Here is a 25,841-nt window from a genome sequence, read left to right as displayed (position 1 = left end):
AATAAAAGCACAGTTGGATAAAAGTAAATAAGGCTGTCCCCTATCAAGCAGAATGATCTGCTTTTAGGGAACAGCCTTATTTCATTGCATGTGGATCCTTAGTTTACGAATAGATATCCCTGTTCATTGTAGGCATGGAGCAGCGTGTATCGGCTGAATCGAACCTTGTGGGCTTCACCCAGACTCCGCTTCAGCAGCTCGCTTTGGATCGGAAGCTCCGACACCCCAGCCGGTCCGCCGACCATTCGCATCAGATCCCCCAGTTCTTCCGGCTCCGGGATTTGCGTTATATGCGACCGGATTTCGTTCCAGTGCTGCGTGATCCGAAGTGCAACGTCATCCGCACCTCGGGAGGCGCCTATGTTCATCTCAAGCCCCTGTTCCCCGAGACGGTGATACAGCTTCGAGATTTCCACGCAAGCGGCACCTACCTTGGCTCCGTGCAGCAGCTGCTTCTCCCCTAGCCGGATAAACTCCATCTCCCAATAGTGGGACAGATGATGCTCCGAGCCCGAAGCGGGATGGGATTGACCGAACAGCAGCATGGCTAAACCGGATTCGATGAGCGCACCCATTAAGATGCGCACCCCCTCCTCACTCCGCTTCCCAATCAGCTCAACCCCGTTCACGCATTGGTCGAGCGCGGATCGCGTAATATCCGCCGAGATTTGTAAATAGGGTTCGCCGGCCACCAAGCTTCCGAATTTCCAGTCGAACAGCGACGTATACTTGCCCAGCATATCCCCGAACCCGGCTGCGGTAAGCTGCGGGGGAGCCGACATGAGAATATCGACATCCGCAAAAATCGCGCTCGGTCCAATGGCCGGAATCGTCTTCTTCTCGCCCCGTATAATGATGGGCGCTCCCTTGGAATTAAATCCATCCACCGAAGCGGCCGTGGGTACCGAGATGAACGGGATACCCGCGGTATAAGCAGCGTACCGGCTAATATCGTGAATCGTTCCCCCGCCTACCGCCAGCACCGCCTTCGGCCCGCTTTGCTGGATATCCAGTATGATCTGAATCAGGGAAACCTCATCCGCGATAACATCTCCCTTCCAATCCGGAAGAAGCCGGGTGACTTGGACCTGAATCGAGGATTTCGTGAGCAGGTTCGCAAGCGGCTGGCCCGCTATGTCATAGGTATTGCCGTCTACGACCATCACCACCGAGGTCCACCGTTTCGTCTCAAGGTAACCCGCGACCTCGCGCAGAGCTCCGGACTGGATCTGAATAGACTCCACTTCGTCCAGATTCGAAAGCTGCCCAGCAGGTAAATCCGCAGCCAAACTTCGGACATTCGATAAAATGGAGGTCATATCAGCGTGCCCTTCTTTCCGATCACCGCCATCGCCGGGAGCGGGTCATTGCAGGTCATGCCGGTGACCCCGCATTCCAGCGAATAGCGAACACCCTCCTCATCATCGGGGCAATAGCTCCAAACCAGGAGCCCCTGTTCCTGGAACCGGGCAACGAGCTCAGGCGTAAGCAGCGACATCTCCACGCCGATTGCCCACATCTTGGAGTAGGCTCCATCCTCGCCGAAGACAAATCGGGACATTTTCTCACCAGGGAAACCCTGTGTCTTCAGACCATGCGTATCATGAATATGGGTCAGAACTTCTGCATCGAAGCAGGTGAATACACAGCGCGGCAGGTACCCGTATCGGTTCAGCACATCAACCGCCAGGTCTGCGGTTTCTTTGGCATCGGGGCTTGGCTTAATCTCCACGTTGCACAGAACTTCGGGAAATTCCCGGAGCAGTTCGCATAGCTCCGCAAGCGTCGGGATCTTCAATCCTTCAAACTCCCGGGCGAACCAGCCGCCCGCATCCAGAGATTTCAGTTCCGCAAGCGTAAAATCCCTCACCTCGCCAGCGCCGCTCGTCGTACGCTGTACCGTTGCATCATGGATAACCACCACTTCCTTATCCCGGGTCAGCCGGAGATCAAATTCCAGCATATCTACCCCTAACTCCAACGCCTTGCGAAAGGCCAGCAGCGTATTTTCCGGATAAGCTGATTTATACCCGCGGTGTGCAGCCACCATCATACAGGATGGTTCCCGTAGTCGTTCGATCATATGTCCTGCCACTCCTTTACCAGTTGTTATTGGGCCAAAATCCGTTCCGTCTCTTTCTTGAAGGTATCCAGCGTAGCCGGAATATCCTTGCTGTCATACATGATCGCTTCCATGGCCGAGAAGAACTCATGCATAATCTCCGGCCATGCCACGTCCTTATTGGTATCAACGGCAAATTCCAGCTGATCATAGGCGACTTTGCGATTCGGTTCTTTGGCCCACAGCTCCTGGATCTGCTCCGACTCCACCATCTTCTTCGTGAAAGGCAGGTAACCGGATTGCAAAATAAATTCAAGACCGCCTTCCTCTTCCATCTCCATCCACCGGATGAACTCCCATGCCGCTTCCTTGTTTTTGGAAGAGGACAGCATGGTCACATTCGCCCCTCCGGTCGGATTCGCATACACTTCGTCCTTAGGCAGGAATGCCGTCACGTAATCGAAATCCACCGCGCTGGACAGCCCGCCAATCGATCCCGTAGATTGATACATCATGCCGACCTTGCCTTCCACAAACATGCTGTTCACAATGTTGCCGGAATCCTGAGCCGGCGGATAATACAAGGCGCCTGTGCTTTGCAGGTCTTTAAGGTAAGTGAACATCTTGGCGCCGGCGCCGTTATCCCCGAAGCCGATTGACGTATTATCATCATTGAAGAATGTTCCGCCCGCCTGCGAGATCATGGCAATCGGATACCAAGTGTCATAAGGCATCGTAACGCCGTATCGCTTATACTCGCTGCCTTCCTTGACCACCAGCGCATTTGCGACCTCCTTCAGCTCCTCCCATGTGGTCGGAATTTGAAGCCCCTGCTCATCCAGCAAGGTTTTGTTCACATGCAGAATCGGGGTGGAACGGTTCAGCGGCAGCGATACCAATTGATCATTGAAGATGGAGTGTCCCATCAGCCCCGCCGTAAAATCATCGGCGCTGATGCCAGAGCCTTCAAGATAAGGCGTCAGATCCTCAAGCACTTCCGAATCGGCGAACATCTGAACGTAGGCTCGCTCCAGCATGCTGACATCCGGACCGGTATCGGATGCTATCGCCTGCTGCAGCTTGGTTACCGTCTCGTCATAACTTCCCTGGAAGGTGCCTACTACTTCGATATCCTCATGGGATGCATTAAAGCGCTGGATGAGTGCGTCCATGTATTCCCCATTCTTACCGCCCAGCGAGTGCCAGAACTGAACCGTGGTTTTCCCCTTGTCTCCGGACGGGGCTTCGGTCCCCCCGCTTCCCGGCGCTTCGCCAGTATTACCGGAAGTCCTCCCACCACCGCACGCGGCAAGCAAACTGAACAGCATAATGACGGATAGCAGTGTATACCATTTGGATTTCATATGACTCATTCCTCCATTAATCATTCGATTGTGAATTGCTGAACCCTGTCGTTTCCTGAAATTATTTAATGCCTGAATAAACAAAAGCCTTCACGATGTGCTTTGAGCAGAACACATACACAAGCAGGATAGGCACCACCAGCATCACATTGCCGGCCATAATGATGTGCCAGTTGCTGATGCCCTCGGTCTCCCTTAGCATGGCGATCCCCAAGGTCAACGGCCGGACGGCAGCGGAGTCGGTCATGACGAGCGGCCAGAAATAGTCATTCCAGTGGCTGACAAAGCTGAACAGCGCGATGGTAGCAAGTGCCGGCTTCGACATGGGAATCATGATTTTCCGAATGATTTTGAATTCAGTCGCATTATCAAGCCGGGCCGCTTCAATGATTTCCTCCGGAATCTGCATGAAGTACTGTCGCAGCAGGAAGATGCCGAAGGCATTCGAGATGAACGGGATGATCTGCGGCAGCAGGGTTTTGACCAATCCCCAATCCGCCATCATCAGATAGACCGGTATGAACGTAACCTGGCCCGGAATCATGAATGCCAGCAGGATCATGCCGAACAGCAGTGTTTTTCCCGGAAACTTATACTTTGCAAATGCATACGCGGCCGGAATCATGATCAGGAACTGCAGAATGATGATGGATCCGGTGACAACAACCGAGTTCCTGAAATAGGTCAGAAAAGGACCTGCATTCATCGCCTCCGCGAAGTTGCCCCACTGCGGTGAGGCCGGAAACCACGTCGGCGGAAACGTCATCGTTTCCCGGAATGTCTGGAGCGATGTGGAGATCATCCACAGGAACGGGAAGATGAAAATCATGAGCACTGCAGCCTTCAGCAAATAGCCCAGCGCCGTCCATACGATTTTTAAGTCAAAGGTCTTCAAACTGTGCCTCCTTTCTGCATGGCCAAAGCCTTATTGATAATGAACCTTCTTGGACAGCAGCCGGAAATAGATGAATGTGAGCAATCCGATAATCGCCATGAGCACAACGCCTGTCGCGGCCGAATAACCAATATTGGTCGTTCGGAAGCCGTATATGTAATACACAAGCGTGGTCGTTGCATTATTCGGTCCTCCTCCCGTCATCACCTGAACGGTGTCGAATACTTTGAAGGAACCAATCGTCATGATGATCAGGATAAAAAACAGCTGCGGCGAAATCATCGGTAATGTGATTTTGTAAAACACCTTGAACCTGCTGGCATTATCCAGCGCCGCCGCTTCATAGATGCTTGGCGATATGCTCTGCAGGGCCGCCACGATAATCAGGGTGTAATAACCGATGGCCTGCCAGACCGATACGATAATGACGGATATCAATGCGGTCTTGGAGCTTTGCAGCCATGCGGACGGCGGGAGCCCAACCAGCTTGAACAGATAGTTGAGAAGTCCTTGATTCGGCTCCATCAGCCACAGCCAGACCAGGGAGATCGACACGATGGAAACGACGTGCGGCGTGAAAATCCCGGCCTGAACGACCGAATTGAAACGCCCCTTTTTGTTAAGCCACACCGCAATCAACAGGGACAGCAGCATGGTAAGAATCACGACGCCGATTGTATAGACGGAGGTGTTCCAGAGCGCTTTGTAAAAATCCCCACGGCCCAGAATTTGGGTGAAATTGTCCAGTCCGACAAACTTGCTCTTGTCCTTGTTCATCAGGTTGTATTTGAACAGGCTTAAGTAAATCAGATAACCTACCGGATACATCACAAACAGCATGATCCCCGCCATGGCCGGCGCGATCAGCACATAGGGCCTGATCCCTTCCCAGATCCGCTTCTTATCCATGAGCCAGCCCTCTCAGCCGCTCCATGAACTCCCTATAGCGGACGTCCTGCTCTTCGATCCGGTTCTCATCCGCCCCGAAGAAAAACAATTTATCCGCCGGTACGCCGAGATATACCTCCTGATCGACATGGAATTTGTCATCTTGGCACTTCACCATGAATGCTTGACCCTCCGTTGTCCTCACCTGATAAATCGTCTCGGAGCCCAGCATTTCACGCGTGATGACCTCACCCTTGGCCGTATAATGGAACGATTCCGGTTCTGTGCCGATCACGACGCTCTCCGGACGAAAACCGAATGTGGTACGATCGTCGCCCAGCGGCGCAATGTTCATGGGGGGTACCCCGATAAACTGGGCCGCAAACAGATTGCTGGGCTCGCGGTATACCACTTCAGGCGGCGCTTCCTGCTGAATGACGCCTTTGTTCATGAGCACGATGGTGTCTGCCATCGACATCGCCTCGATTTGGTCATGGGTCACATAGACAAAGGTCGTTCCCAGCTTCTTGTGCAGTTCAATCAGCTCGATCCGCATCTGAACCCTCAGCTTGGCATCCAGATTGGACAACGGCTCATCCATCAGGAATACGGACGGATTCTTAACCATCGCCCGGGCCAAAGCCACCCGCTGCCGTTGCCCGCCGGACAAGGTGGAAGGCTTACGATCCAAGTAATCGTTCAGTCCAACGGTTGCCCCTATGGTCTCCACCAGACGTGTACGCTCGGCTTTGGGAACCTTGTTGTTCACGAGTCCAAACTCGATATTCTCGCGGACCGACATCGTCGGGTAGATCGCGTAATTCTGAAATACCATGGCCACGCCGCGCTTACCCGGGGCAATTCGCGTAACATCCTTGCCATCGATAAGAACGGAACCGGAGGTTTGAGGGTCAATGCCCGCGATCATCCTTAGGAGCGTTGTTTTTCCGCAACCGGACGGACCGACCAGCACGGTGAATTTTCCGTCCTCGATGGTAAGATCCAGGTCCTGTATGACGGTTTGACGATCAAACGACTTGCTTACTTTCACAAATTCAATGGATGCCAAGAGCGATCCCCCTCACGAAAGTGTAATGATGCTGTCATGACAAGCGAAAAATAAATGAATCCATAAAAATGAAATCCCTTACATGTACCTGATAATAAGTACGCATTAAATGCACAGGTAATGATCACTTTTGTTCATTTTTATTTAATTCGATTGTAGATGTGCAATATTAGGAGAGTGTTAGACCTTCGTACGGATTTTGTAAATTCGCTTCGCATCAAGGGATTTAACATGGCATTAACATAATGGGAGTACACTAGATAGACATGGAGTCCTTAAGCATAAAAGAGCAAAAGTGCGCATTGTATGTACAAACGCACCTCTACAGCTCATTGTCCATTTAGGAAGGGAGAAATTATTGATTGCTGGCACATGAACGAAAGAAAAGGATCATTGATTATGTAAGACAATACCGAACGGCAACGGTTGCTGCGCTGGCATCGGAATTCGGTGTTCACACAGCCACCATCCGCCGCGATCTGGCGGAGATAGAACAGGAAGGCGCTTTGAAACGCACGCATGGCGGGGTCATCATGGAGCAATGGACGCATAACGAGCCGTCCTTTAATGAGCGAACCAACTTTCACCGGGACGAGAAAATACGCATCGGTCAGCTCGCGGCTTCACTCGTGGAAGACGGGGAGAATATCATCATTGATTCGGGAACAACCACCCTTCATATTGCAACGCATCTTGTGCACCGCTCGGACATTACGGTCATTACGAACGATATGAACGTCGCCGTCGAACTTCGTGATGCTCCGGGCATCAAAGTCATCCTGACCGGCGGGGAGCTGTACCCCTCGAGTTACATGCTAAACGGCATGTTTACCGACCATGTGCTGAAATCCCTGCACGTCGAGAAAGCGTTCATCGGTACCCCTGCCCTGCATCCTCAGCATGGGCTCATGCACCCGGAAGCGCTGCTCGTCCCGGCCAAGCAGAACATGATACAGGCCGCCGGCGAAATTGTCGTTGTCACCGACCACAGCAAAATCGGCAAGCTGTCTCTGCACACGGTTGCTCCCAACAGCGCGATACATACCCTTGTCACCGGCACGGAGGCTTCCGACTCGGATATCAAGCCGTTTCAGGAACGGGGCATTACCGTGTACAGGGTTTGAGGCTTGCACACCTTGCGTACCTTGGCATACCTGGACATACTCCTTGCAGAAAACACAATAGGCACCCCTAGGGGTGCCCAGATCAAGCTGCTGCTTGCCGGCAGCTTGATTATTTATATTCCACTGCTATGTTTACCATCCATACTCGCTCTTTTTTCGCGATCCCCACTTAAAACCACAAAAAAGCAATAAGCAGAAATTCACTGAACGTCCATACATACGATCGCCATGTCATTCAATACGTCCAAAACTCAACGGTCGACAGCCAATCCAAGCATGCCCCGGACCACGCAACGTGCGCACAGGGAGCACAGTGCGCACGATGTACTTGTTCTTTGGTATAAGGACTTCCTAACGGACTCAGAATACCTTATTTCATAGAAAACAACCCTTTTAGTAACTTTAGCGGACCCTGCGGATCTTATTTGCTGTTTTAATCGGTATTTGCTCCTGTAATTCTCGAAATAGCGGATCTGGAGTCCGGTACATTGTGAAAAATCGGGTTATGATCTTAAATAACGGAACTAGAGTCCGTTAAAGTTGACGAAACCATGAAATCATCGAATGAAGAACACCTTACAGTCAGTGAGCCCACAACATTTCGATAGGTAATTCCAGGAGCCACCAGGGTCAATGCGATGCGTAGCCGACGGAAGCTATTTCCTCTACGCTTATTAATGGAAGTAACCAAAGAAAAGATTCCCCGACTCTCTCATTCCCTGCCCGGCTGCTAAAAAAAGATCCGGCAGTCATTAGACGCCGGATCCTCTCACACTATCGATTAAGGGATAACCTTCCAAACTTCGGCAGATCCAGGAGTTTCGCCTTGAGTCCACCATCTTGCTTCATAGTTCACGCCGTTGTAGCTGACTTTGCTGCCACCCAAGTAAACGGCTGTTGCGCTCCATGCCGGATAGGTCGTTGAGCTTCCGGATGTTGACACCGTAAGCGGGGCGGATGCCGATGATTTGCTGCCCGTGCTGCTTACGGCTACCACAGTATACGTATAAGACGTTCCTTCGGCTAACCCCGTATTGGTATAGGAGGTGGTAGTGGATGTACCCACAAGGGATCCGTTACGGTAGATTTCGTAACTGGAAGCACCTGTAGAGGCTGCCCATGCCAAGGAAACGCTGTTGTTGGTTTGGGATGGGGAAGTAAGTCCTGTCGGTGCCGGTACGCCTGGGTTCGGAGTTCCGCCGCCGCCAAAGTCCACATCGATGACATTATAGAAAGCGTTCGCTGTGTCAGCTACTTCCCATACTGCCAGAATGACATGGTAACCGGATTTAGCAGGAACGTTACAAGTGGAAGCATAGTTTGTCGGAGGTTTTACACCGCCGTAGTCAATGGAGCAGAAAGGCGTCAGATCAAACGAAGCTCTGCTCAGCGGAGCATTTTGATTCCAGCCGTCTTTCGTAATGTAGTATTTCCAGCTTGCCGTTGCATGGTTGGCTGTCAAATGCCATTGGAACGTTGTGGTTCCCGGGGAAATGCTCACTTTGCTCCAACGAGTTGCGGATTGCTCATCAAGTTTAGGGAACGCGCCGCCTGCACTGGCGATTTTGCCATCGGCCGGGCCTGCGTTCGGCCAGCCTTTAGGAGCTTCCAAGCTTTGAGGCTCATACACGATTGCGCCGCAATCGGTATTTTGCCCCTGCTTACACAGAATGGCGCGGCTGCCTGGAGAATCGACATATCCGTGGGCAAAAGCCTTATCTGCAAATAAGACCATGAATAAGGTCATCACTACCATCGTGGAACCGGCAATGATTAGATGCTTGAGCCAAGCTTTGTTCGGCAAACTTAAAGTCATACAATTAATCCTCCTTTAATATAAAAGATAATAATTGAAGCGTTTACATAACCTCCGGCTGCTCAGGCCACCTCCCTTTCTTTGATACAGTAGCTGCCCTCTTAACTTGACTGAAACTTGACTGAACTTGGAAATCTTGCTCAACCATCGTCCAAGCTTTACCAGTACTATCATTATTTTAAAGCATCTGAAAGCCGTATCCCATAACACTAATCAACGATTTGTTACACATTTCAATGAAATTGGATAATTATGTAACCTGAAATGTTATGATAACACTCGGAAATTGCAGAAAAAAAATCACAAAAAAAGCATGCCTCCCCTGGGGGAATCATGCTTTTATCCATGTTTTTCTATCCGTCCAGACCGTGCAGCTTACTCCTATTCCACGCCGTCCTTAAAATGCTTCTTGTAATGTTTATCCCCTTTGTGCTCCAAATCCTCAATCGTAAGCTCCAGGGTATGCACAATTTGTTCCTTGACCTGATTCAAGGTGTCAAAATAAACATTTTCCTCCGTCCCCACAATACGTGTACCACTGAGTGCCTGAACGGCCTGGTAGACCCGGTGCTGTTCGGCCAAATCATCAACGGCTTTCAACGTATGTTTCATCTGAAGAAACAGGTCTTTATGATGCTGGGTCGTTAAACGCTTTTCAAGCTCCTCGATTCTGGCATTCATGGCAGCTCTCTCCTTCACAATAAGATGCTTTCGATTATACTCCGTAGCATTCGCATTTCCAATAAATTCTTCCTATATATATCACAGTTTCTTTGCAATGAAACAGGAAATTGACCACTGCTCAGCGAACTATGATAACGTTAACATTTTGCACAGTTACATACACTTAGAAGGACGAAATCGATCAAACATTTGGAGGTAGTAATGGAAAACAACGGACTCGGAGGAAAAAGCATTATCCTCAGACTAGAGATGAATACACAGGAAATCAAATTCGGTCAAGTTGCATCCGCCATATTTGAAGCCGGGGGAGACATGGTCGCCATCGACGTCATTCAGGCGAGCGGCCACATTACCGTACGCGATATTACCATCACGGTCACGGACAGCGTGGATATCGGTAAAATTACAAATTCAATAAAAAATCTAAAAGGCGTCCGGCTCGTCAACGTTTCGGACCGTACCTTCCTGCTGCATCTCGGCGGCAAGATCGAAACCCAGCCCAAAATTCCAATCCAAAACCGCGATGACCTGTCGCGCGTCTATACACCAGATGTTGCCCGCGTATGTGCAGCCATCCAAGAGGACCCGAAAAAGGCCTTTACGCTTACCATTAAAAGAAATACGGTGGCCGTCATCTCGGACGGAAGCGCCGTGCTCGGTTTGGGCAACATCGGTCCTTATGCGGCCATGCCAGTCATGGAAGGAAAGTCGATGCTCTTCAAACAGTTTGCGGGCGTAGACTCCTTCCCGATCTGCCTGGATACCCAGGATACAGAAGAGATTATTGCCTGCATCAAAGCAATGGCTCCAGCTTTTGGAGGCATTAACCTGGAGGATATCTCCTCCCCGCGCTGCTTCGAGATCGAACAACGACTGCGGGATGAGCTGGATATTCCTGTGTTTCACGATGACCAGCACGGCACGGCGGTCGTTCTGTATGCGGCACTGATCAATGCGCTGAAAATTGTCGGGAAATCCATCGATACAGTTAGGATCGTGGTATGCGGAATCGGAGCTGCAGGCGTAGCATGCAGCAAAATCCTCCTGTCGGCCGGTGTCAAAGACATCATTGGCGTAGACCGTGAAGGTGCACTGGTTGCCGGAAAAACTTACAACAATAGTATGTGGCAATGGTACGCAGAGCATACGAATCCGAATAAGGTTGAAGGTTCCTTGCGCGAAGTGATCCAAGGTGCCGACGTATTCATCGGCCTCTCTGCCGGCGGCCTGCTTCGTCGTGAGGATGTACAGGCCATGGCTAAAGATCCGATCGTGTTTGCAATGGCAAACCCTACGCCGGAGATTAAACCGGAAGAGGTTGAGGATATTGTAGGCGTCATTGCAACCGGACGTTCGGATTATCCGAACCAGATTAATAACGTCCTCTGCTTCCCTGGTATTTTCCGAGCGGCCCTGGACTGCCGAGCGACCACGATTAATGAGGAGATGAAGCTGGCTGCAGCCGAAGCCATTGCATCCGCTGTATCGGATGAGGAACGCAACCCGTCGTATATTATTCCAAGCGTATTTAACCAGAACGTCGTAAAAGCCATTCGTGAGCTTGTCGTGAAAGCGGCGGTCAAAACCGGCGTTGCCCGGAGAATCCCGCGTGAATAAAGAATCCCTCATTCGGAAGTTCAATAAGCAGGCAGCGATATATGAAAGAAACACCAGACAGCGCAGGCTCGGTGAGTGGAGACAGCGGCTGCTTCAGGATGTAGAGGGTAACGTGCTTGAAGTAGCTGTCGGCGCAGGCGCGAACTTCCCCTTTTATCAACGCGACAAGGTGAACGTCACGGCTGTCGATTTCAGTCCCGAGATGTTAAACCGTGCGCGGCGTATGGCCTCCGAGCTTGGCATTCGGGCCAATTTCCTGGAACGGGATATCGAAACGCTGGAGCTGCCGGAACGTTCCTATGATTGCGTTGTATCCACCTTGTCGCTATGCGGCTATGAAGATCCGGTCAAAGCTTTGAATAAAATCAACCGCTGGGCCAAGCCTGGCGGCCGCATTTATTTACTGGAGCATGGCATGAGCACGAACCAATTCCTTGGCGCCATGCAGCACCTGATCAACCCCGCAGGACGGCGGATATCCGGCTGTCATTTTAATAGGGACATGATCCATATCGCGAATGCCTCGGAACTGAATATCGTGAAGACGGAACGTTACTGGAACGGCATCGTCCATCTGATCTGGGCGCAAGCAACCTGATCATTCATTCATTTTGACCTGTCGGCATATTTTTAACATAAGCTCTTATTAATTGATCTGGAGGAACTTGTTATGAATACAAGGCCCGATTCTAATGAATACTTACCCCTCGCCGAAAAATACGTCTCTCTTGTCCCCGAAGGCCATATTGCCGAGGTTTTGCAGCGACAGCATGATGAAACGCTAAGATCGCTCAGCGATCTGACGGAAGAACAAGCGAATGTTCGCTATGCGGAAGGGAAATGGAGTCTAAAACAGGTGGTTGGACACATCGCCGATGTAGAGCGCTTATGGAATTACCGCATTCTCTACATCGCGCGTGGAGATGCCCGTGAATTTTCGGGGTATGACCGGGAGATTTTTGTCCAGAACTCTCCCTTCAGCCATCTTCCGTTACGGGAAGCCCTTAAGGATTATGCTGCCGTCCGGCAGTCTACCATTACGCTGGTTGGAAGCTTGACGGAGGAAGCACTGCTGCGTCAGGGCACATTCAACAATTACCCGCTCTCCGCCCGGGCGGCCGCCTATGTCATTGCAGGGCATGAGCTTCATCACCTGAATATTCTACGGGATAAATATTTAACTTAGTTTATGAAGATGACTTAGCGGCATGGTCTAGTATTGCTTATTCTTAACAAAAGGGGGGCCCAAAAAGATCTTAGATCTGACGGGATCCCCCCTTTTTCTGTTAGGAGACGCTCCGTGTACGAATCGTTTCGTCCCATCACTGTTGCTTGTATAGAATCGTTTCGTCCTCTCCGCTACCGTTGTGCGACCCACCAGCTCCTTCTTGTTTGGTTATACAAAGGGAGGCAGCGCAAGCTGTCTTAACTCCAATTCCATACCTCGATCCGGCCCAAACGGAATCCCCAGAATTCCGACTCCTCCTTCAGCTTCTCCAGCTCCCGTACAGGTCCCGTAACGGTTGCTCCATAAACTTGAACTCCATTTTTCTTCAAGTAGGCCAGCCGGTGTTTGTCATCATCCGCACCGTTATATTTGATATTGTTGGTCATCCATTCAACGTCGGCGATCAGCTGCTGCACATCGTCCGATATTCCTGCCTCCAGCGAGAAAAAAGTATGCCAGGCAGAAAGGAAATGGTTATCGTCAAACATAACCCTGGGCCTCAATGTAAGATGGGGAATCGTGTGACCAGCGCTGCTAGAGCTATAATTACCCAGCTTGAATTCCTTCAGTTCACCAGCATAAACAGCCATATTGGTCGCTCTAACATCATAGTCCGACAGGAGCTCCAAGACCTGCTCCGGTGACTTCAACGTTCGAAGTGAGAAGAATAATTCCGCTACGTTGCCGTCTTCAAGTTTCTCTAACTGGTTCATTGCACCATTCGGATGAGAGGAGTCTGTATTCTTCCCACCCTCCAGCACCGCAGAGTGCAGGTAAAAGGGATTTCTTACATCTCCGTTCAGATAAAGTCCGCGTTCTTCAATGGAATAGGTCAATCCTCCCCCTAACCTCTTCTTCGCATGAAGCTCTCCGAAAATCACCTGCCATTCCCCCACATCCTTATACACTTTCAGCGTTTTCTTCTGGGTGAAGAACGGCGTCACTTCTACCGAAGATAAGCCGCGTTTATCTACCATAAGTCCACTCTCATGCAATTCAACCGTTGTCATGACAGACCTTAAAAATTTATCGTTCAGGCCGGATTGTTCATGATAGATGTAGACGGCTGAATAATACAAGCCATAAAACAAAAATACCATCAACGCAGCTAACAAAGCATTCATAAGCTGCTTTACCCTTGTCCGCCAGGTCATCCGATTCATCACTCCGCATCCATCTCCTCTTCACCTTCTCATTTAGACAACGGTTTGATCCCGCAAATGTTACGGTAAAATAAGAAAAATCGTTACAGCAGCTAAAGACACGCAGCTACCGTAACGATCCCATATCATGATATTCTATATTATTGCACTTCAGAGGACGGGTTGTTTTGTCCGTCCCAGCACTCCACATCTTGAAGCCCTTTGATGCTGTCTTTAGTGAAGACAGGATCAAGACCAGCCCGCTTCTGCTTCAAGTAGTCATTCAGCGCGGCAAAGGCTGTTCGGGAAAGCAGCGTGATCGCCACAAGATTCACAATCACCATCAATCCCATGAACAGGTCGGCCAAATCCCACACCAGCTTCACGCTGGTAACCGAGCCGAAGATGACCATAGCCAGCACGGAAGCCCGATAGACCCATACCCACGCCCGATTCGACTTCAAAAATTCGATATTGGTTTCCCCGTAGTAATAATTGCCGATCAGCGTGCTGAACGCAAACAAGAAGACCATAATCGCCAGGAAGTCGGAAGCCCATGCCCCCATCTCCATGCCCAGCGCAGCCTGGGTCAGGGCGATTCCATCAAGTCCGGTCTGCTGATAAGCACCGGTAAAAAGAATAATGAAGGCGGTGCTTGTACATATGACCAGCGTATCGATCAGTACGCCCAGCGCCTGCACCAGCCCTTGCTTCGCAGGATGGCTTGTTGTTGCGGTAGCTGCCGCGTTAGGCGCGCTCCCCATGCCGGCTTCGTTGGAGAACAGTCCTCTTTTGATCCCGTTCATGAGGGCGGCACCGATTGATCCGCCAACGACCTGCTCATAGCCGAACGCGCTTTTGACGATGAGCGCAAAAACCTCCGGCAGCTTGGTGATGTTGGCTAGTACGATAAACAGCGCGGCACCGACATACACCACAGCCAATACAACAACGATCAGCTCCGACATTTTGGCAATTCGCTTCACGCCGCCAAAGATGATCACCGCGAAGATCACCGCCATCATAATTCCGATGGTTAAACGATCGGTACCGAATGAATTCTCGAAGGCAATCGTAATCGTGTTGGATTGGACCGCATTAAAGACAAGACCGAAGGACAAGGTGATCAGGATCGCAAACAACACGCCCATCCACCGTTTCTTTAATCCTTGCTGCATGTAATAAGCGGGACCGCCGCGGTAACCACCCGCCCCATCTTTTACTTTATAGATCTGGGCCAGCGTACTCTCGATAAAGCTGGATGCCGAACCGATAAGCGCAATGATCCACATCCAGAATACGGCACCAGGTCCCCCAAGCGAGATGGCCAGAGCAACCCCGGTTATATTCCCTGTCCCGACACGGGCAGCCATACTAATGGCAAATGCCTGAAAAGGCGAAATGCTGCCCTTTGCTTTGCTTTTGGGTTCGCGAATCACCCGGAACATCTCGCCGATCAGGCGAAACTGCAGAAACTTGGTCCCCACCGTGAAATACAGGCCAACGGCAATCAGCAATACGATAAGCAGCTTAGACCATAAAAAATCATTAAAAATATTCACTACATGCTGTACAATTTGATCCATACTCTACCCTCGCTATATAAGTCATCACCCATGGTGTAGGTTTTGTGTATAATAGTCCACGTTTCATCTAACCATTACTTCCCCTTCGGAAACAAGAGGTTAATTGTGGTAATTGGAGGACATGGTTTCGACGGGGACCCTCCACCCGAAAGTCGAGACGATTGTTTAGGTACTCCCCTACTCGGCAGCAGGGTGAGCAGAGCATGGACCTCCAAGCGATACCATATAAAAAAGACCCTCCCCTCCACGGGTTTAGCGGAGGGAAAGGGTCTTGTCAGTTATGGCAGGCGGCTGCTTCAACTTGCCTTCCTATGATGAAGGATTCGCGCCCGTGTAGATCAGAATCGCATCGCGGAGGAACACTGCCGTTCCGGGCTGCTTCTCATCGTAATGGGCGGTAAAACGCTCATCGTCAACGTACATCTGAGCGAGGCCTGCGTGGGCCTCTTTACTGTAATCGTTCCAATAATAGGTGAGCCAGCGCTTGTGAAGATCGGCCGCCTTCTGAGCCAGCTCACTGGCAGGATCGCCTTGCTTAAACGCTTCAGCCAGCGTCTTGTACAGTTCATCAGTCAGACGCGTTACTTCCTCATGCTGCTCTTGCGTCATGTTTTTCAGCTTGGCATTGGATTTATTTACAGTCTCTTCGCCATACTTCTCGCGAATTTCCTTACCGTATTTCTTTTCATTATCATCAATCAGCTTCTGCTTGAATCCTTCGAATTTCTCTTGGTCACTCATGGTTTTTCTCCCTTCGGCGGAGGCGATCGTGTTCTCCACATTGGTAATCAGCAAATCCAATTGCCTTCTTTTGTCTAGGAGCTGCGCATGGTGTTCCTGGAGCGCCTTGGTCCGGTTGAAGGATGGCGAGGTCAGAATCTCCTTGATCCCGTCCAATTGAAGACCGAGCTCCCGGTAAAACAAGATCTGCTGCAATTGATTGACCTCCTCCTGCCCATAGATCCGATATCCTGACGAGTTGATTCTGGCCGGCTTCAGAATGCCAATCTCATCGTAATAACGGAGCGTCCGTGTGCTTATTCCCGCCAACTTTCCAAGCTTTTGCACCGTGTATTCCATGGTTTCACCTCCTGACAACATCAATGTACACCTTCACGTAACGTTAAGGTCAACACTTTGTGCAAAAAAAATTATAAATTTCTTAAATACAAAAAAAGAAACTGAATGTATTCTTAACAGAATATCATCCAGTCTCCCCAGCGATCCAATTCAGAATGTTATTTCGCTTCCTCTGTCGTATTCGCCGCTGCTGCTGCGGATTTATCAGCGTCCGTATGCTTCTCGTTAATCCACTGCTTCAAGGGCTCGGTCATTTGATCCTTCAGCTTCTGAACCAATTGATCCTCCGTAATCCCCTTCGTGGCAGCTATCTCGGCTAGCGACTTCCCTTCTTGCATTTCCGCCTTCAGCTCGTTCTCCGATAATCCGAGCAAAGCTGCGATTTCCTCCGGATTCCCGAATTGGCCGAAACCTCGGCCGCCTTTTCCATGACCTTTTCCAAAACCGGCTTCGCTGCTCTCCACGATTTGTGTAAGGCGCGCGCTCAGAGCCTCTTTCCACTCGGCTGCTTCGGTTTCCGTCATGCTGCCTTCACTCAGACGTTCATCGATCTTGGCGGTTTCCAGCTCGGTCAGCTTCTGGACAAACACGGATTGGGTCATTCCCTTGCCTTCGGCAATTTCGGCAAACGTGCTGCCCGCTTCAAGCGCCGTCCGGATTTCGGCCTCCGTGAACCCAAGGATCTCGGCCGTCTCTTTGACGATATTGCCGCCGCGAGGGCCGCCCGCCTTATAATCCATCCACTTTCCATCTCGGTTCTTCACTGCATCCGCAGCTGATGAGTCTGTCCCCGTCTGTCCATCCTCCGATACGGAGGTTGAAGCGTCCGTGCTCGCTGCTGCAAAAACCTTGTTCTGAAGGTACCCGGCTCCTCCCAGCACAATCGCTGCCGCCATGCTGCTTACCAATACTTTTTTACTTATCGGATTCATCGTCATCTCTCCTTTTAGGGTCAGGGTTTGTCTTACAATTTGAAGTATAGAGAGGGAATCTGAAAGTAAACTTAAGGGAATGTTATGCCTGGCTTAGGCTAAGCTGAAGGTTTGCTGAATGCCAAAAGACGCGCTGCTCCCTGTGCGCACGGTGGGTGGCCTGGGGTATGCTTGGAGACGCGAAATACCGCGTTCACCTCGGAGCGTAAACGCGGCTTGCATCCATTCTCTATCGAAAAGACAACGTGCGGGCGGAGGCCAGCTTGCGAACCGTCAGCCACAGGGATATAAGAAGCAGCAGCTCGAATACGTTCGTGGCAGCCGAGCTTTCGATCGGAATCGGGATGGCGCTCCCGGCTGCCATCACCACCGTGCCGATGAACAGCAGCGGCGTCTTGTTCCTCCGCCATACGATAATGCCTGCCGTCAGCAGCGGGATCAGAATCAGGATGACCATGAGCGGCGGCCCCCCGGATTCGGTCGAAACGTAACGAAGCGCTCCGTATTCCATAGAGGGCTGGAGCTTGAGCTGCAGCGTCTCCGTCACCACTTCGAGCACGATGAGGGCCGCGGTGAAAAGCCAGGCTCCCCATGCGGCGGCCAGCTTGTTGGCCCAAGAGCTTCCGGCCTTGCGTATCAGATCGAACGACACGAGCACAAGCAGCGGCGTTGCCATCGCATGCACCCAGAAACGCGCAACGTTTAGCCTCTCCAGCAGGTCTCCCTCCCCGATATATTTCCCGATCCCGATCACGCCGTTATCCCAGACCAGTCCGGCCGTTACGATCAGAAGCAAGTACCGAAGGCCCGGTGACGCATCCCGCTTCAGCAGCACACAACCATACAGAAACAGCACGGCATAGATAACGGCCAAGCCGAAATACAGCACAGAATCCATGGTTCATATCTCCTTTCATCTTAACTCCTCATGATCGGATCTGATCGACCCTTGCAGCACGTACTGATAGGTTTTATACCCGTTAGCCCGCCATCCTAACCTAAGTGTATGTATATGAAACAGGTCGCTGAAGATGCGGGGGATTTTGTAATGGAGCCGCGAAAGGAATGTCCGGTGCGTAAAGCGCAAAAAACCGCCGGAGCCAGCTCTCCAGCGGTTTCTATCCGTAAATCCCTGCGGTTCAACAAGTGATCCATTCTCTCGAGCAATCAGATTGAGAAGCCTGCTTCCCCTACTCCTCCGCTTCCGAAATGGCCCGACGGGCAAGATTCGTCAGCACGACATCGTCCATCGGCGGATTATGAAGACCCGCCCGAACATCCCTGTACATTCGTTCCAACGGGAGCGTCCGGGAGAGACTTAATCCTCCGACGATCCGCATAGCATGATCAACAATCCGGACCGCTGCATTGGTCACAACATACTTGGCAAGACCCAGCTCAGGCTTAAGCGCAGCGCGGTTCTCCACTTCCTTGTCCCAGCGGTCGGCGGTTTGATACAAATAGCTGCGGGCCGTAAGCAGGTCCACTTCGATTTCGGCGATATGTCTTTGGATATTCGGCAATTCGGCAATGGGGACCGTCAAGGAGTTCGGTTTATGATGACGGGCAAAATCAATGGCAAAATTGCGCGCGGCATAAGCAATCCCCATATAACATGCCGGTATGTGAAGCAGAATGCCTTCCGTTGGCACGGGAAACTCAGGCTTCTCGTAATCGAGTCCCCGAATGACTTCCGTCTCCGGCACGAAGACGTCCTCCAGGATCACGTCATGGCTTCCCGTTGCCCGCATGCCCATCGTATTCCAGGTTTCCTCGACCCTGACCCCGGGTCCGCTGCGCACAAGGAATGCACCGACCTTCTCGCTATGCTCGATACCAGCCGTAACCACAAATTGCTTCAAGATCGGGCTTAACGTGCTGAAGGTTTTGCGCCCGGTAATGCGCCAGCCGCCAGGGACCCGCCGTGCCGTGGTCTCCGGCCTTCCGCCCCGGCTGGGACTCCCTGTCGCAGGTTCGCTTGCCAGTTCATTAATGACCACACCTTCGGCCACAACATCCTTGCAGAGTCTCTCAAATAACGGCTCCGGCCAAGCTCCGGATAGGCGCAGCTGGAGTATTTGCCCGATATGCCAACCGACCGCCAGCGCCGTGGAGCCGTCGCCTCTGGCGAGTCTTTCCTGGGCAAGCACCATTTCGTATACGGATGCTTCTTCTCCTCCAAAGGATGCCGGCACGGTCAGCTTCAGATAGCCCGACTCCTTCAGGTCATCAAAATTCTCGAACGGAAACGATCCCTCCAAATCGTGCCGTGGAGCTCTTTCTGCGAATTTTGCCCCAAGCGTATCGGCCCGAGCTGCGATCATGGCTTCGCGTTCATTACGTATGAATGGATCTGTGGAACCGGATCGATTCAAGTTTGTCCCCTCCTTGCTAACCCTTGTATTCCGATGGATATATACTTAAAATTGTAGCAACCCTATTTTGGGGTGTCAATGAAGGGGATCACCGATCACCGATCGCCGCTCCCCGCTTTAGTTCGGATATATCCAGTGTATGAATTCCGAATCCTCATGACTCTTCCGGAATCCCAGTTTAAGCAAAACATGCTGAGAAGCCGCATTCCCAGGTTCGCATCTGGCGATGATGGATTTGACGTCCCGCTGACGCGAAGCCCAATCCAATAGTTTTTGCGCCGCTTCATGACAGTACCCTTGCCGCTGATGGCTTGGATTGGTGGCAAAGCCGATTTCGATTCTGCCCTCCGGATCAGGCTCTCCCAGGAATCCGATGCCGCCAACAATATCGCGCGTGGCTTTGTCGACGATAATCCATGAGTCAAAGCCCCGAGTGCCATGATTCTTGATCAACAACTCCCGGAAAAAAGGCAATGCCTCATAAAAGTCGGGTCCCGGCCATTCGCCGTTGCTATGGTATCCTAAATCCTCGAATGCCTTCGGATCTCGGCGCGCCGCCGCGCCGATCAAATCCAGATCCAATGTTCTAAGCAGTAAACGCTTAGTTTCCAGTTCCATAATGTGGTTCACCTGTCCTTCTCAAGATTTTGATTATTTCTATTAGAAAACATAAAAAGACGGAAAATGAACTCGAGTCATTCTCCGCCTCTATATGAAGTCTACGTGCTAATTGCATCCATAAGAAAAACATCCATCGATTTGCACTTCATAGAGGACAGACCGCGTTTAGATGAAGTTTTTCTTGTGATTATCGAATGGTTCAGCTTCGCTGAAAACGTACAATTTCAATAATCTAATAAAAAATCCGCGCTGCAGAAACAACGCGGATCCAAGACGCAAATAGGATAGTCTACCCAAGGCTTCCTTGATCTCCGCAGTTCTTAGCTCCACCATATTTCCCCGAAGAATGCATCTTGAATGAAACCTAGCCTGTCTACGGCTATGTCAAGTCAAGCGTTCTTCCGACCTATGGTTCAAACAAAGTTAAGAACAACAAATCTCTCCTTAAAGTAGGTTTTACATATTATACCTATCCCCAGATCAAAGCGTCAAGCTTTAAACCCCTCTTCCGGTATAAGTCTACAACGCGTTCTCCGTCAGAAATGAAGCGATGGCTTCATGGACTTCATCCGGGTTATCCAAATTCGTTGCATGGTGAGCGTTCCGGATGATTTTTAATCGCGAATTCGCAATTCTCTCCTGCATGTACTCCTGCTGCCTTCGGATCATCGTGTCGCTCTCTCCTTGAAGAAGCAAGGTTGGACAATGAATCTTATGCAGATCCTGCGTGCTGTCCATCCGGGTCACCGCATCCCATATCCGAACCCAGTTGGAATGCGGGATGGAACGAAAGGCTTTCTCTATATAAGCTTGATTGCCCTTGTTATACTTGGATAGCATTTTCCCCTGCATTTTTCCCGATAAGGACATCGGCATCAAGTAGCTTGACCAGCGATTGAGCGGCACGAACATTCGCTCATACCAATTGAACGCATTCGTGAACGGCGTACCGATCAGTACAAGGGCTGCGACCTTGTCTGGATGGCGAACGGCAGTTTGCAGCGAAATATGCCCGCCCAGGGACAGCCCGCAAAGAATCGCTTTTTCAATGCCCAGTCCGCTTAGCAAATCCGCCAGATCCCTGCTGAAATCCTCCGAATCCACTTTTCCGTCCGGTAAGGAAGACGAACCATGTCCCCGAACATCCCACACCACGGTTTGATACTGACGGGAGAAATAATCGACTTGCTGTCGCCATTGTTTATGATTCCATGAGGCCCCATGCGTAAAAACCAGCGGTTTTCCTTCTCCCTTTACTTCATAGTACAATTCGACTTCCCTTCCTTTGAAAATCGGCATAACGAATCCTCCTTGCTAAATTGAAATTATGACGTACCGACATTCAATAACGGATCGAATATCACCTGAAAGCACTCATCAAACAGTTCGTCCAACGCCCGGTTTGATTCTTTAATCCAGATCATCATGGCGCCGCTAATCGCGGCTTGCAGTACCCTGCTAACCATAGCGACGTCGCATCCAGCGATTTCTTTGTTCATAATCGCCTGGTTCAGCATCTGCCGGGTAAACTCATCGATCAGCTGCAGCCGGTACCGGGTCTTCTCCAACAAATCCGGATCATTCGTCCCTTCCAGATAGAAGGAAGTATGGTTAGCCAATTCAACAGGATCTTTCATATGTAAAACCGCATCCCGAAACACGGCCTTTAATGCATCAATTCTGGATTGATCGGTTAAGCTGGCCTCCTGAAAGGCATGCCTGGTTAATTCAATAACATAATCGCTGTAGGCCAGGAACAAATTCTTCTTCGAACCGAATCGCTTCATTAGGGCTGCCGGCGAAATATTCACTTCATGCGTGATGTCGGTTAATGCTGCTTGACCGTAGCCTTTTTTGCACAGTGCCCGGTAGACACCGTAGAAGATAGCCTCATCTTGGAATTCGCGAGGTCTTACCATAACGTAATCTCCTCTCTCCAGTTAGTGAATGATCATTTACTAACCATTGTTTCATAAACCTTCTCCAATGTAAACTGTGAAATGCTTGAAGGCGAACACGCACATCAAGATACGGCCTGACTCCTGCAAAAAGGCTCTGTTCACCTCTGCTGACCGCTCTGGTGTGTAATCCGGCTGTCGTTTTTAATAGAAAAACGCAACTTCCTTATACTCTTGGACCGAATTAACCTCTATACTGACAGTAGAAGGAAACCATAATCTAGGAGGAGCTGAACCCATTGCATACCAAATTCATTTACCAGGCACCTGCAAACGGTTATCCCGAATGGAATAATAATCCGAATATTTATCAGCTAAACCGTCACAAAGCCCATGCTTACATGATGACGTTTCCGTCGGAGTCTGAGGCGTTGAACCATGCCCGCTCCATGTCCCCTTGGTATCAGTCATTGAACGGGATATGGAAGTTTGCATTTGCCGAAACCCCTGACAAGCGCATCCAAAATTTCTACGAGGCCGATTATGATTCCGGCAGTTGGGCCGATATGCCCGTCCCTTCCCATTGGCAGCTTCAAGGCTATGACTATCCTCAATATACGAATGTTAGATACCCCTGGTCCGAATTGGAGCCTGAATTAAAAGCCCCCTTCGCGCCAACGAGATACAATCCCGTAGGCTCCTACATCCGTGAATTCACGGTTCCGGACACATGGAAGGAACAGCCCGTTTATATTAGCTTCCAAGGTGTTGAATCCGCTTTCTATGTATGGGTGAACGGCGAGATGGTCGGATACAGCGAGGATACGTTTACGCCGGCCGAATTCGACATTACACCCTATCTGATCGAGGGCAAGAACAAATTGGCTGTTGAGGTTTACCGATGGTGCGACGCGAGCTGGCTGGAGGACCAGGATTTCTGGAGGCTGAGCGGGATCTTCCGCGAAGTCTACCTCTATTCCGTCCCTGCCATCCATATCTCCGATTTCTTCGTGCGCTCGGTTCTTGATGACGAATACCGGAATGCCGAGCTGCAGATCAATGCAACCGTTACGAATTACTTTAATGAAACCATCGAAAAGGACAAGCTTCAGCTTGAGGCGCTTCTATACGATCAGGACCGTCAGCTGGTCAAGAAACAAGCACTCACCATAGCGGATTACATTATCGATGAGGGCAGCTTCACCCTGAGCATGGACGTTCCCGAGCCCCAAAAATGGAGCGCGGAATCACCTTATTTGTACACCGTCGTTCTGGCATTGAAGGATACGGACGGAGTTTGCCGCGGAGCCGTAAGCTGCCGTACGGGTTTCCGCTGCTTCGAGCTGAAGGACGGGCTGATGCGAATCAACGGTCAGCGCATTCTGTTCAAAGGCGTGAACCGGCATGAATTCTCCCCGGATACCGGGCGGGCGCTTAGCCGTGAAGACATGATCACCGATATTGAGCTGATGAAGACGCATAACATTAATGCGGTACGGACCTCCCATTACCCGAATCAATCCGTATGGTATGACCTCTGCGATGAATACGGTTTATATGTCATCGATGAAACGAATCTGGAGACGCACGGAACCTGGACGTATGGACAGCAGGAGCTGGAAGAAACGGTGCCCGGCAGCAAGCTCGAGTGGCGCGACAACGTATTGGACCGCTGCAATTCGATGTTTCAACGGGACAAGAATCACCCCTCCGTCATCATCTGGTCGCTTGGCAATGAATCGTTCGGAGGCGACAACTTCATTGCGATGCACGATTTTCTGAAGGAGGCCGATCCGTCGCGGCTGGTTCATTACGAGGGAATCTTTCATTACAGGGCGTCCGAAGCGGCCAGCGACATGGAATCCACCATGTATGCAAAACCGCAGGATGTAGAGAAATATGCCAACAGCAACCCGGACAAGCCTTATATCATTTGCGAGTACAGTCACGCGATGGGCAATTCCTGCGGCGGGCTTCACCTGTATTGGGAGCTGTTTGAGAGGTACGACATTTTGCAGGGAGCTTTTATATGGGACTGGATCGATCAAGCGATCCGCACCCAAACGGCGGACGGAATCGAATATTTAGCGTATGGCGGAGACTTCAACGAAACGCCGCATGACGGCAACTTCAGCGGAAACGGCCTGATCTTCGCGGACCGCAGCAAAACCCCCAAGCTGGACGAAGTAAAAAAATGCTACCAGAACGTCAAGTTTGAATGTTTGGACCCTGCCGCAGGCCGGATTCGGGTCAGCAACCGTTTCTTGTTTACCAATCTCGATTCGTATCTTGTAAAATGGGAGATCCAACTGAACGGAGAAGAAAGCCAATCCGGCACGCTCCAGCTCTCGCTCCAGCCTGGTGACCATTCCGAAATCAAGATTCCGTATTCCCCTATAAAGGACGATGGAAAAGAAGCGATTCTCACCGTCTCCCTCGTTCGGAAGGAGAGCACCAAGTGGGCACCAGCGGGGCATGAAGAGGCTTGGGAGCAGTTCGCGCTAACGACCTATATAGCGGCGAACCAACCGGAAACAGACACTCTTGCAAAAGCGCAGGCTCTGGAAGTTACCGAGTCAGGTGAAGAGCTTCTCATCTCGGGCCCTGCCGTTTCGTTACGCTTCCACCTTGGCACCGGCGATCTGACATCTTACGCGCAATCCGGCAAGGAATACCTGCTCGCACCGGCCAGACCGAATTTCTGGCGGGCCGTCACCGATAACGATCTGGGCAACCGGCTCCCCGAACGCTGCGGCGTATGGAGAACGGCCCATGATCAGCGGAAGCTGCTGGCTCTGCGCTGGCATACGGAAGGTCTTGCCGTCGTGGTCTCCAGTCACTATCAGATTGAGACCCATCCCGTATCCGGCTTGACTCTGGAGTATCGAATCTTCCCGGATGGGACCATCCGCGTGCAAGAAACCTTTGTCCCGGGCAGCGGCTTGCCAGACATTCCGGAAATCGGCATGCTGTTCTTGCTGGATGAAAGTCTCGATATGCTCAGCTGGTATGGGCGGGGGCCGCATGATAATTATTGGGACCGGAAGTCGGGAGCCAAAATCGGTCGATACACGGGAAAAGCAGCCGATCAGTTCGTTCCTTATCTAAGACCTCAAGAATGCGGGAACAAAACGGATGTCCGCTTCGCGAGTCTCACCGAAGGGAGCGGCGGGGAAGGTCTACGATTCGAAAGCTCCTCCCTCATGGAGGTATGCGCCCTGCCGTGGACGCCGGATGAACTCGAGGACAGCGACCATATGTACAAGCTCCCGCCAAGCGATAAAACCGTCCTCCGCATTAACTATAAGCAAATGGGCGTAGGCGGTGACGACAGCTGGGGAGCGCCGATCCACGAAGAATTTACGCTGCCTTCCAACCGTACGTACAGCTTCGGCTTTACGATGGGGGCAGCACGCTAAAACCCCTCTATAAAACAAATACAAAGAGCAGCTTCTAAGAT

Annotated in this window: 22 protein-coding genes; 5 read left to right on the top strand and 17 right to left on the bottom strand. The window is 51.0% G+C overall.

Annotated elements, in window-relative coordinates:
- Positions 1-98 precede the first annotated feature (98 nt).
- From PAEVO_RS24610 to PAEVO_RS24585, 6 genes are all read right to left on the bottom strand, one after another.
- A complete protein-coding gene (locus PAEVO_RS24610; protein WP_100540130.1) occupies positions 99-1,319 on the bottom strand; it encodes a sn-glycerol-1-phosphate dehydrogenase in 1,221 nt (406 codons plus the stop codon).
- Positions 1,316-2,083: a glycerophosphodiester phosphodiesterase family protein gene (locus PAEVO_RS24605; RefSeq protein ID WP_100540129.1), complete on the bottom strand. Its 768-nt coding sequence runs from the start codon at positions 2,081-2,083 to the stop codon at positions 1,316-1,318. The genes PAEVO_RS24610 and PAEVO_RS24605 overlap by 4 nt, the downstream gene beginning before the upstream one ends.
- A gap of 26 nt (positions 2,084-2,109) precedes the next feature.
- Complete coding sequence (locus PAEVO_RS24600; RefSeq protein ID WP_100540128.1) at positions 2,110-3,426, bottom strand: ABC transporter substrate-binding protein; 1,317 nt, start codon at positions 3,424-3,426, stop codon at positions 2,110-2,112.
- Between the two features lie 61 nt (positions 3,427-3,487).
- A complete protein-coding gene (locus PAEVO_RS24595) occupies positions 3,488-4,321 on the bottom strand; it encodes a carbohydrate ABC transporter permease (protein ID WP_100540127.1) in 834 nt (277 codons plus the stop codon).
- Positions 4,322-4,351: 30 nt separating this feature from the next.
- Entirely contained in the window at positions 4,352-5,230 is an 879-nt protein-coding gene (locus tag PAEVO_RS24590; protein WP_100540126.1) for a carbohydrate ABC transporter permease, read from the bottom strand.
- Positions 5,223-6,278, bottom strand: a complete 1,056-nt coding sequence (locus PAEVO_RS24585) for an ABC transporter ATP-binding protein (RefSeq protein ID WP_100540125.1) — start codon at positions 6,276-6,278, stop codon at positions 5,223-5,225. The genes PAEVO_RS24590 and PAEVO_RS24585 overlap by 8 nt, the downstream gene beginning before the upstream one ends.
- 362 nt (positions 6,279-6,640) lie before the next feature.
- Here PAEVO_RS24585 and PAEVO_RS24580 point away from each other — a divergent pair, with 362 nt between their 5' ends.
- Positions 6,641-7,402 carry a DeoR/GlpR family DNA-binding transcription regulator gene (locus PAEVO_RS24580; protein WP_071221931.1) on the top strand — a complete coding sequence of 254 codons (762 nt, stop codon included), beginning with the start codon at positions 6,641-6,643 and terminating at the stop codon, positions 7,400-7,402.
- Positions 7,403-8,183: 781 nt separating this feature from the next.
- On the opposite strand, the gene PAEVO_RS24575 is transcribed toward PAEVO_RS24580, so the two are convergent.
- Together PAEVO_RS24575 and PAEVO_RS24570 are read right to left on the bottom strand one after the other, a co-directional pair.
- Entirely contained in the window at positions 8,184-9,218 is a 1,035-nt protein-coding gene (locus tag PAEVO_RS24575; RefSeq protein ID WP_100540124.1) for a lytic polysaccharide monooxygenase, read from the bottom strand.
- A 381-nt stretch (positions 9,219-9,599) separates the two neighbouring features.
- On the bottom strand, positions 9,600-9,899 hold the full coding sequence (locus PAEVO_RS24570; RefSeq protein ID WP_036638865.1) for a hypothetical protein: 300 nt from the start codon (positions 9,897-9,899) through the stop codon (positions 9,600-9,602).
- A gap of 204 nt (positions 9,900-10,103) precedes the next feature.
- On the opposite strand from PAEVO_RS24570, the gene PAEVO_RS24565 reads away from it, so the two are divergent.
- The 3 genes from PAEVO_RS24565 (at position 10,104) to PAEVO_RS24555 (ending at position 12,705) form a co-directional block, all read left to right on the top strand.
- A complete protein-coding gene (locus tag PAEVO_RS24565) occupies positions 10,104-11,519 on the top strand; it encodes an NAD-dependent malic enzyme (RefSeq protein ID WP_100540123.1) in 1,416 nt (471 codons plus the stop codon).
- A complete protein-coding gene (locus PAEVO_RS24560) occupies positions 11,512-12,117 on the top strand; it encodes a class I SAM-dependent methyltransferase (RefSeq protein WP_100540122.1) in 606 nt (201 codons plus the stop codon). The genes PAEVO_RS24565 and PAEVO_RS24560 overlap by 8 nt, the downstream gene beginning before the upstream one ends.
- A gap of 72 nt (positions 12,118-12,189) precedes the next feature.
- The gene (locus tag PAEVO_RS24555; RefSeq protein ID WP_100540121.1) at positions 12,190-12,705 is read left to right on the top strand and encodes a DinB family protein; all 516 of its coding nucleotides are present in this window, start codon (positions 12,190-12,192) and stop codon (positions 12,703-12,705) included.
- A gap of 239 nt (positions 12,706-12,944) precedes the next feature.
- On the opposite strand, the gene PAEVO_RS24550 is transcribed toward PAEVO_RS24555, so the two are convergent.
- The 9 genes from PAEVO_RS24550 to PAEVO_RS24510 all read right to left on the bottom strand — a co-directional run bounded on the left by PAEVO_RS24550 (position 12,945) and on the right by PAEVO_RS24510 (position 22,402).
- Entirely contained in the window at positions 12,945-13,871 is a 927-nt protein-coding gene (locus PAEVO_RS24550) for an anti sigma factor C-terminal domain-containing protein (RefSeq protein WP_243390919.1), read from the bottom strand.
- 179 nt (positions 13,872-14,050) lie between these two features.
- A complete protein-coding gene (locus PAEVO_RS24545) occupies positions 14,051-15,475 on the bottom strand; it encodes an alanine/glycine:cation symporter family protein (protein ID WP_100540119.1) in 1,425 nt (474 codons plus the stop codon).
- 309 nt (positions 15,476-15,784) lie between these two features.
- The gene (locus PAEVO_RS24540; RefSeq protein ID WP_100540118.1) at positions 15,785-16,555 is read right to left on the bottom strand and encodes a MerR family transcriptional regulator; all 771 of its coding nucleotides are present in this window, start codon (positions 16,553-16,555) and stop codon (positions 15,785-15,787) included.
- Positions 16,556-16,713: 158 nt separating this feature from the next.
- Positions 16,714-17,487: a hypothetical protein gene (locus tag PAEVO_RS24535; protein ID WP_100540117.1), complete on the bottom strand. Its 774-nt coding sequence runs from the start codon at positions 17,485-17,487 to the stop codon at positions 16,714-16,716.
- 229 nt (positions 17,488-17,716) lie between these two features.
- Positions 17,717-18,385 (bottom strand): hypothetical protein, encoded by a 669-nt coding sequence (locus tag PAEVO_RS24530; protein ID WP_100540116.1) that lies wholly within the window; start codon positions 18,383-18,385, stop codon positions 17,717-17,719.
- A 292-nt stretch (positions 18,386-18,677) separates the two neighbouring features.
- Positions 18,678-19,862: an acyl-CoA dehydrogenase family protein gene (locus PAEVO_RS24525; protein WP_207797523.1), complete on the bottom strand. Its 1,185-nt coding sequence runs from the start codon at positions 19,860-19,862 to the stop codon at positions 18,678-18,680.
- A gap of 117 nt (positions 19,863-19,979) precedes the next feature.
- Complete coding sequence (locus PAEVO_RS24520; protein WP_207797532.1) at positions 19,980-20,483, bottom strand: GNAT family N-acetyltransferase; 504 nt, start codon at positions 20,481-20,483, stop codon at positions 19,980-19,982.
- 519 nt (positions 20,484-21,002) lie between these two features.
- Positions 21,003-21,782, bottom strand: coding sequence for an alpha/beta fold hydrolase (locus tag PAEVO_RS24515; RefSeq protein ID WP_100540114.1), 780 nt, complete (start codon positions 21,780-21,782; stop codon positions 21,003-21,005).
- A 26-nt stretch (positions 21,783-21,808) separates the two neighbouring features.
- Positions 21,809-22,402 carry a TetR/AcrR family transcriptional regulator gene (locus tag PAEVO_RS24510; protein WP_100540113.1) on the bottom strand — a complete coding sequence of 198 codons (594 nt, stop codon included), beginning with the start codon at positions 22,400-22,402 and terminating at the stop codon, positions 21,809-21,811.
- A gap of 278 nt (positions 22,403-22,680) precedes the next feature.
- On the opposite strand from PAEVO_RS24510, the gene lacZ reads away from it, so the two are divergent.
- On the top strand, positions 22,681-25,800 hold the full coding sequence (gene lacZ / locus PAEVO_RS24505; protein ID WP_100540112.1) for a beta-galactosidase, LacZ type: 3,120 nt from the start codon (positions 22,681-22,683) through the stop codon (positions 25,798-25,800).
- Positions 25,801-25,841: the final 41 nt, after the last annotated feature.

This window comes from Paenibacillus sp. GM2FR, assembly GCF_002803325.1.
Classification (GTDB): domain Bacteria; phylum Bacillota; class Bacilli; order Paenibacillales; family Paenibacillaceae; genus Paenibacillus_AQ; species Paenibacillus_AQ lautus.
The sequence above is the reverse complement of the archived record's forward strand: the minus strand, read 5'-3'. Positions and strand labels throughout refer to the sequence as shown.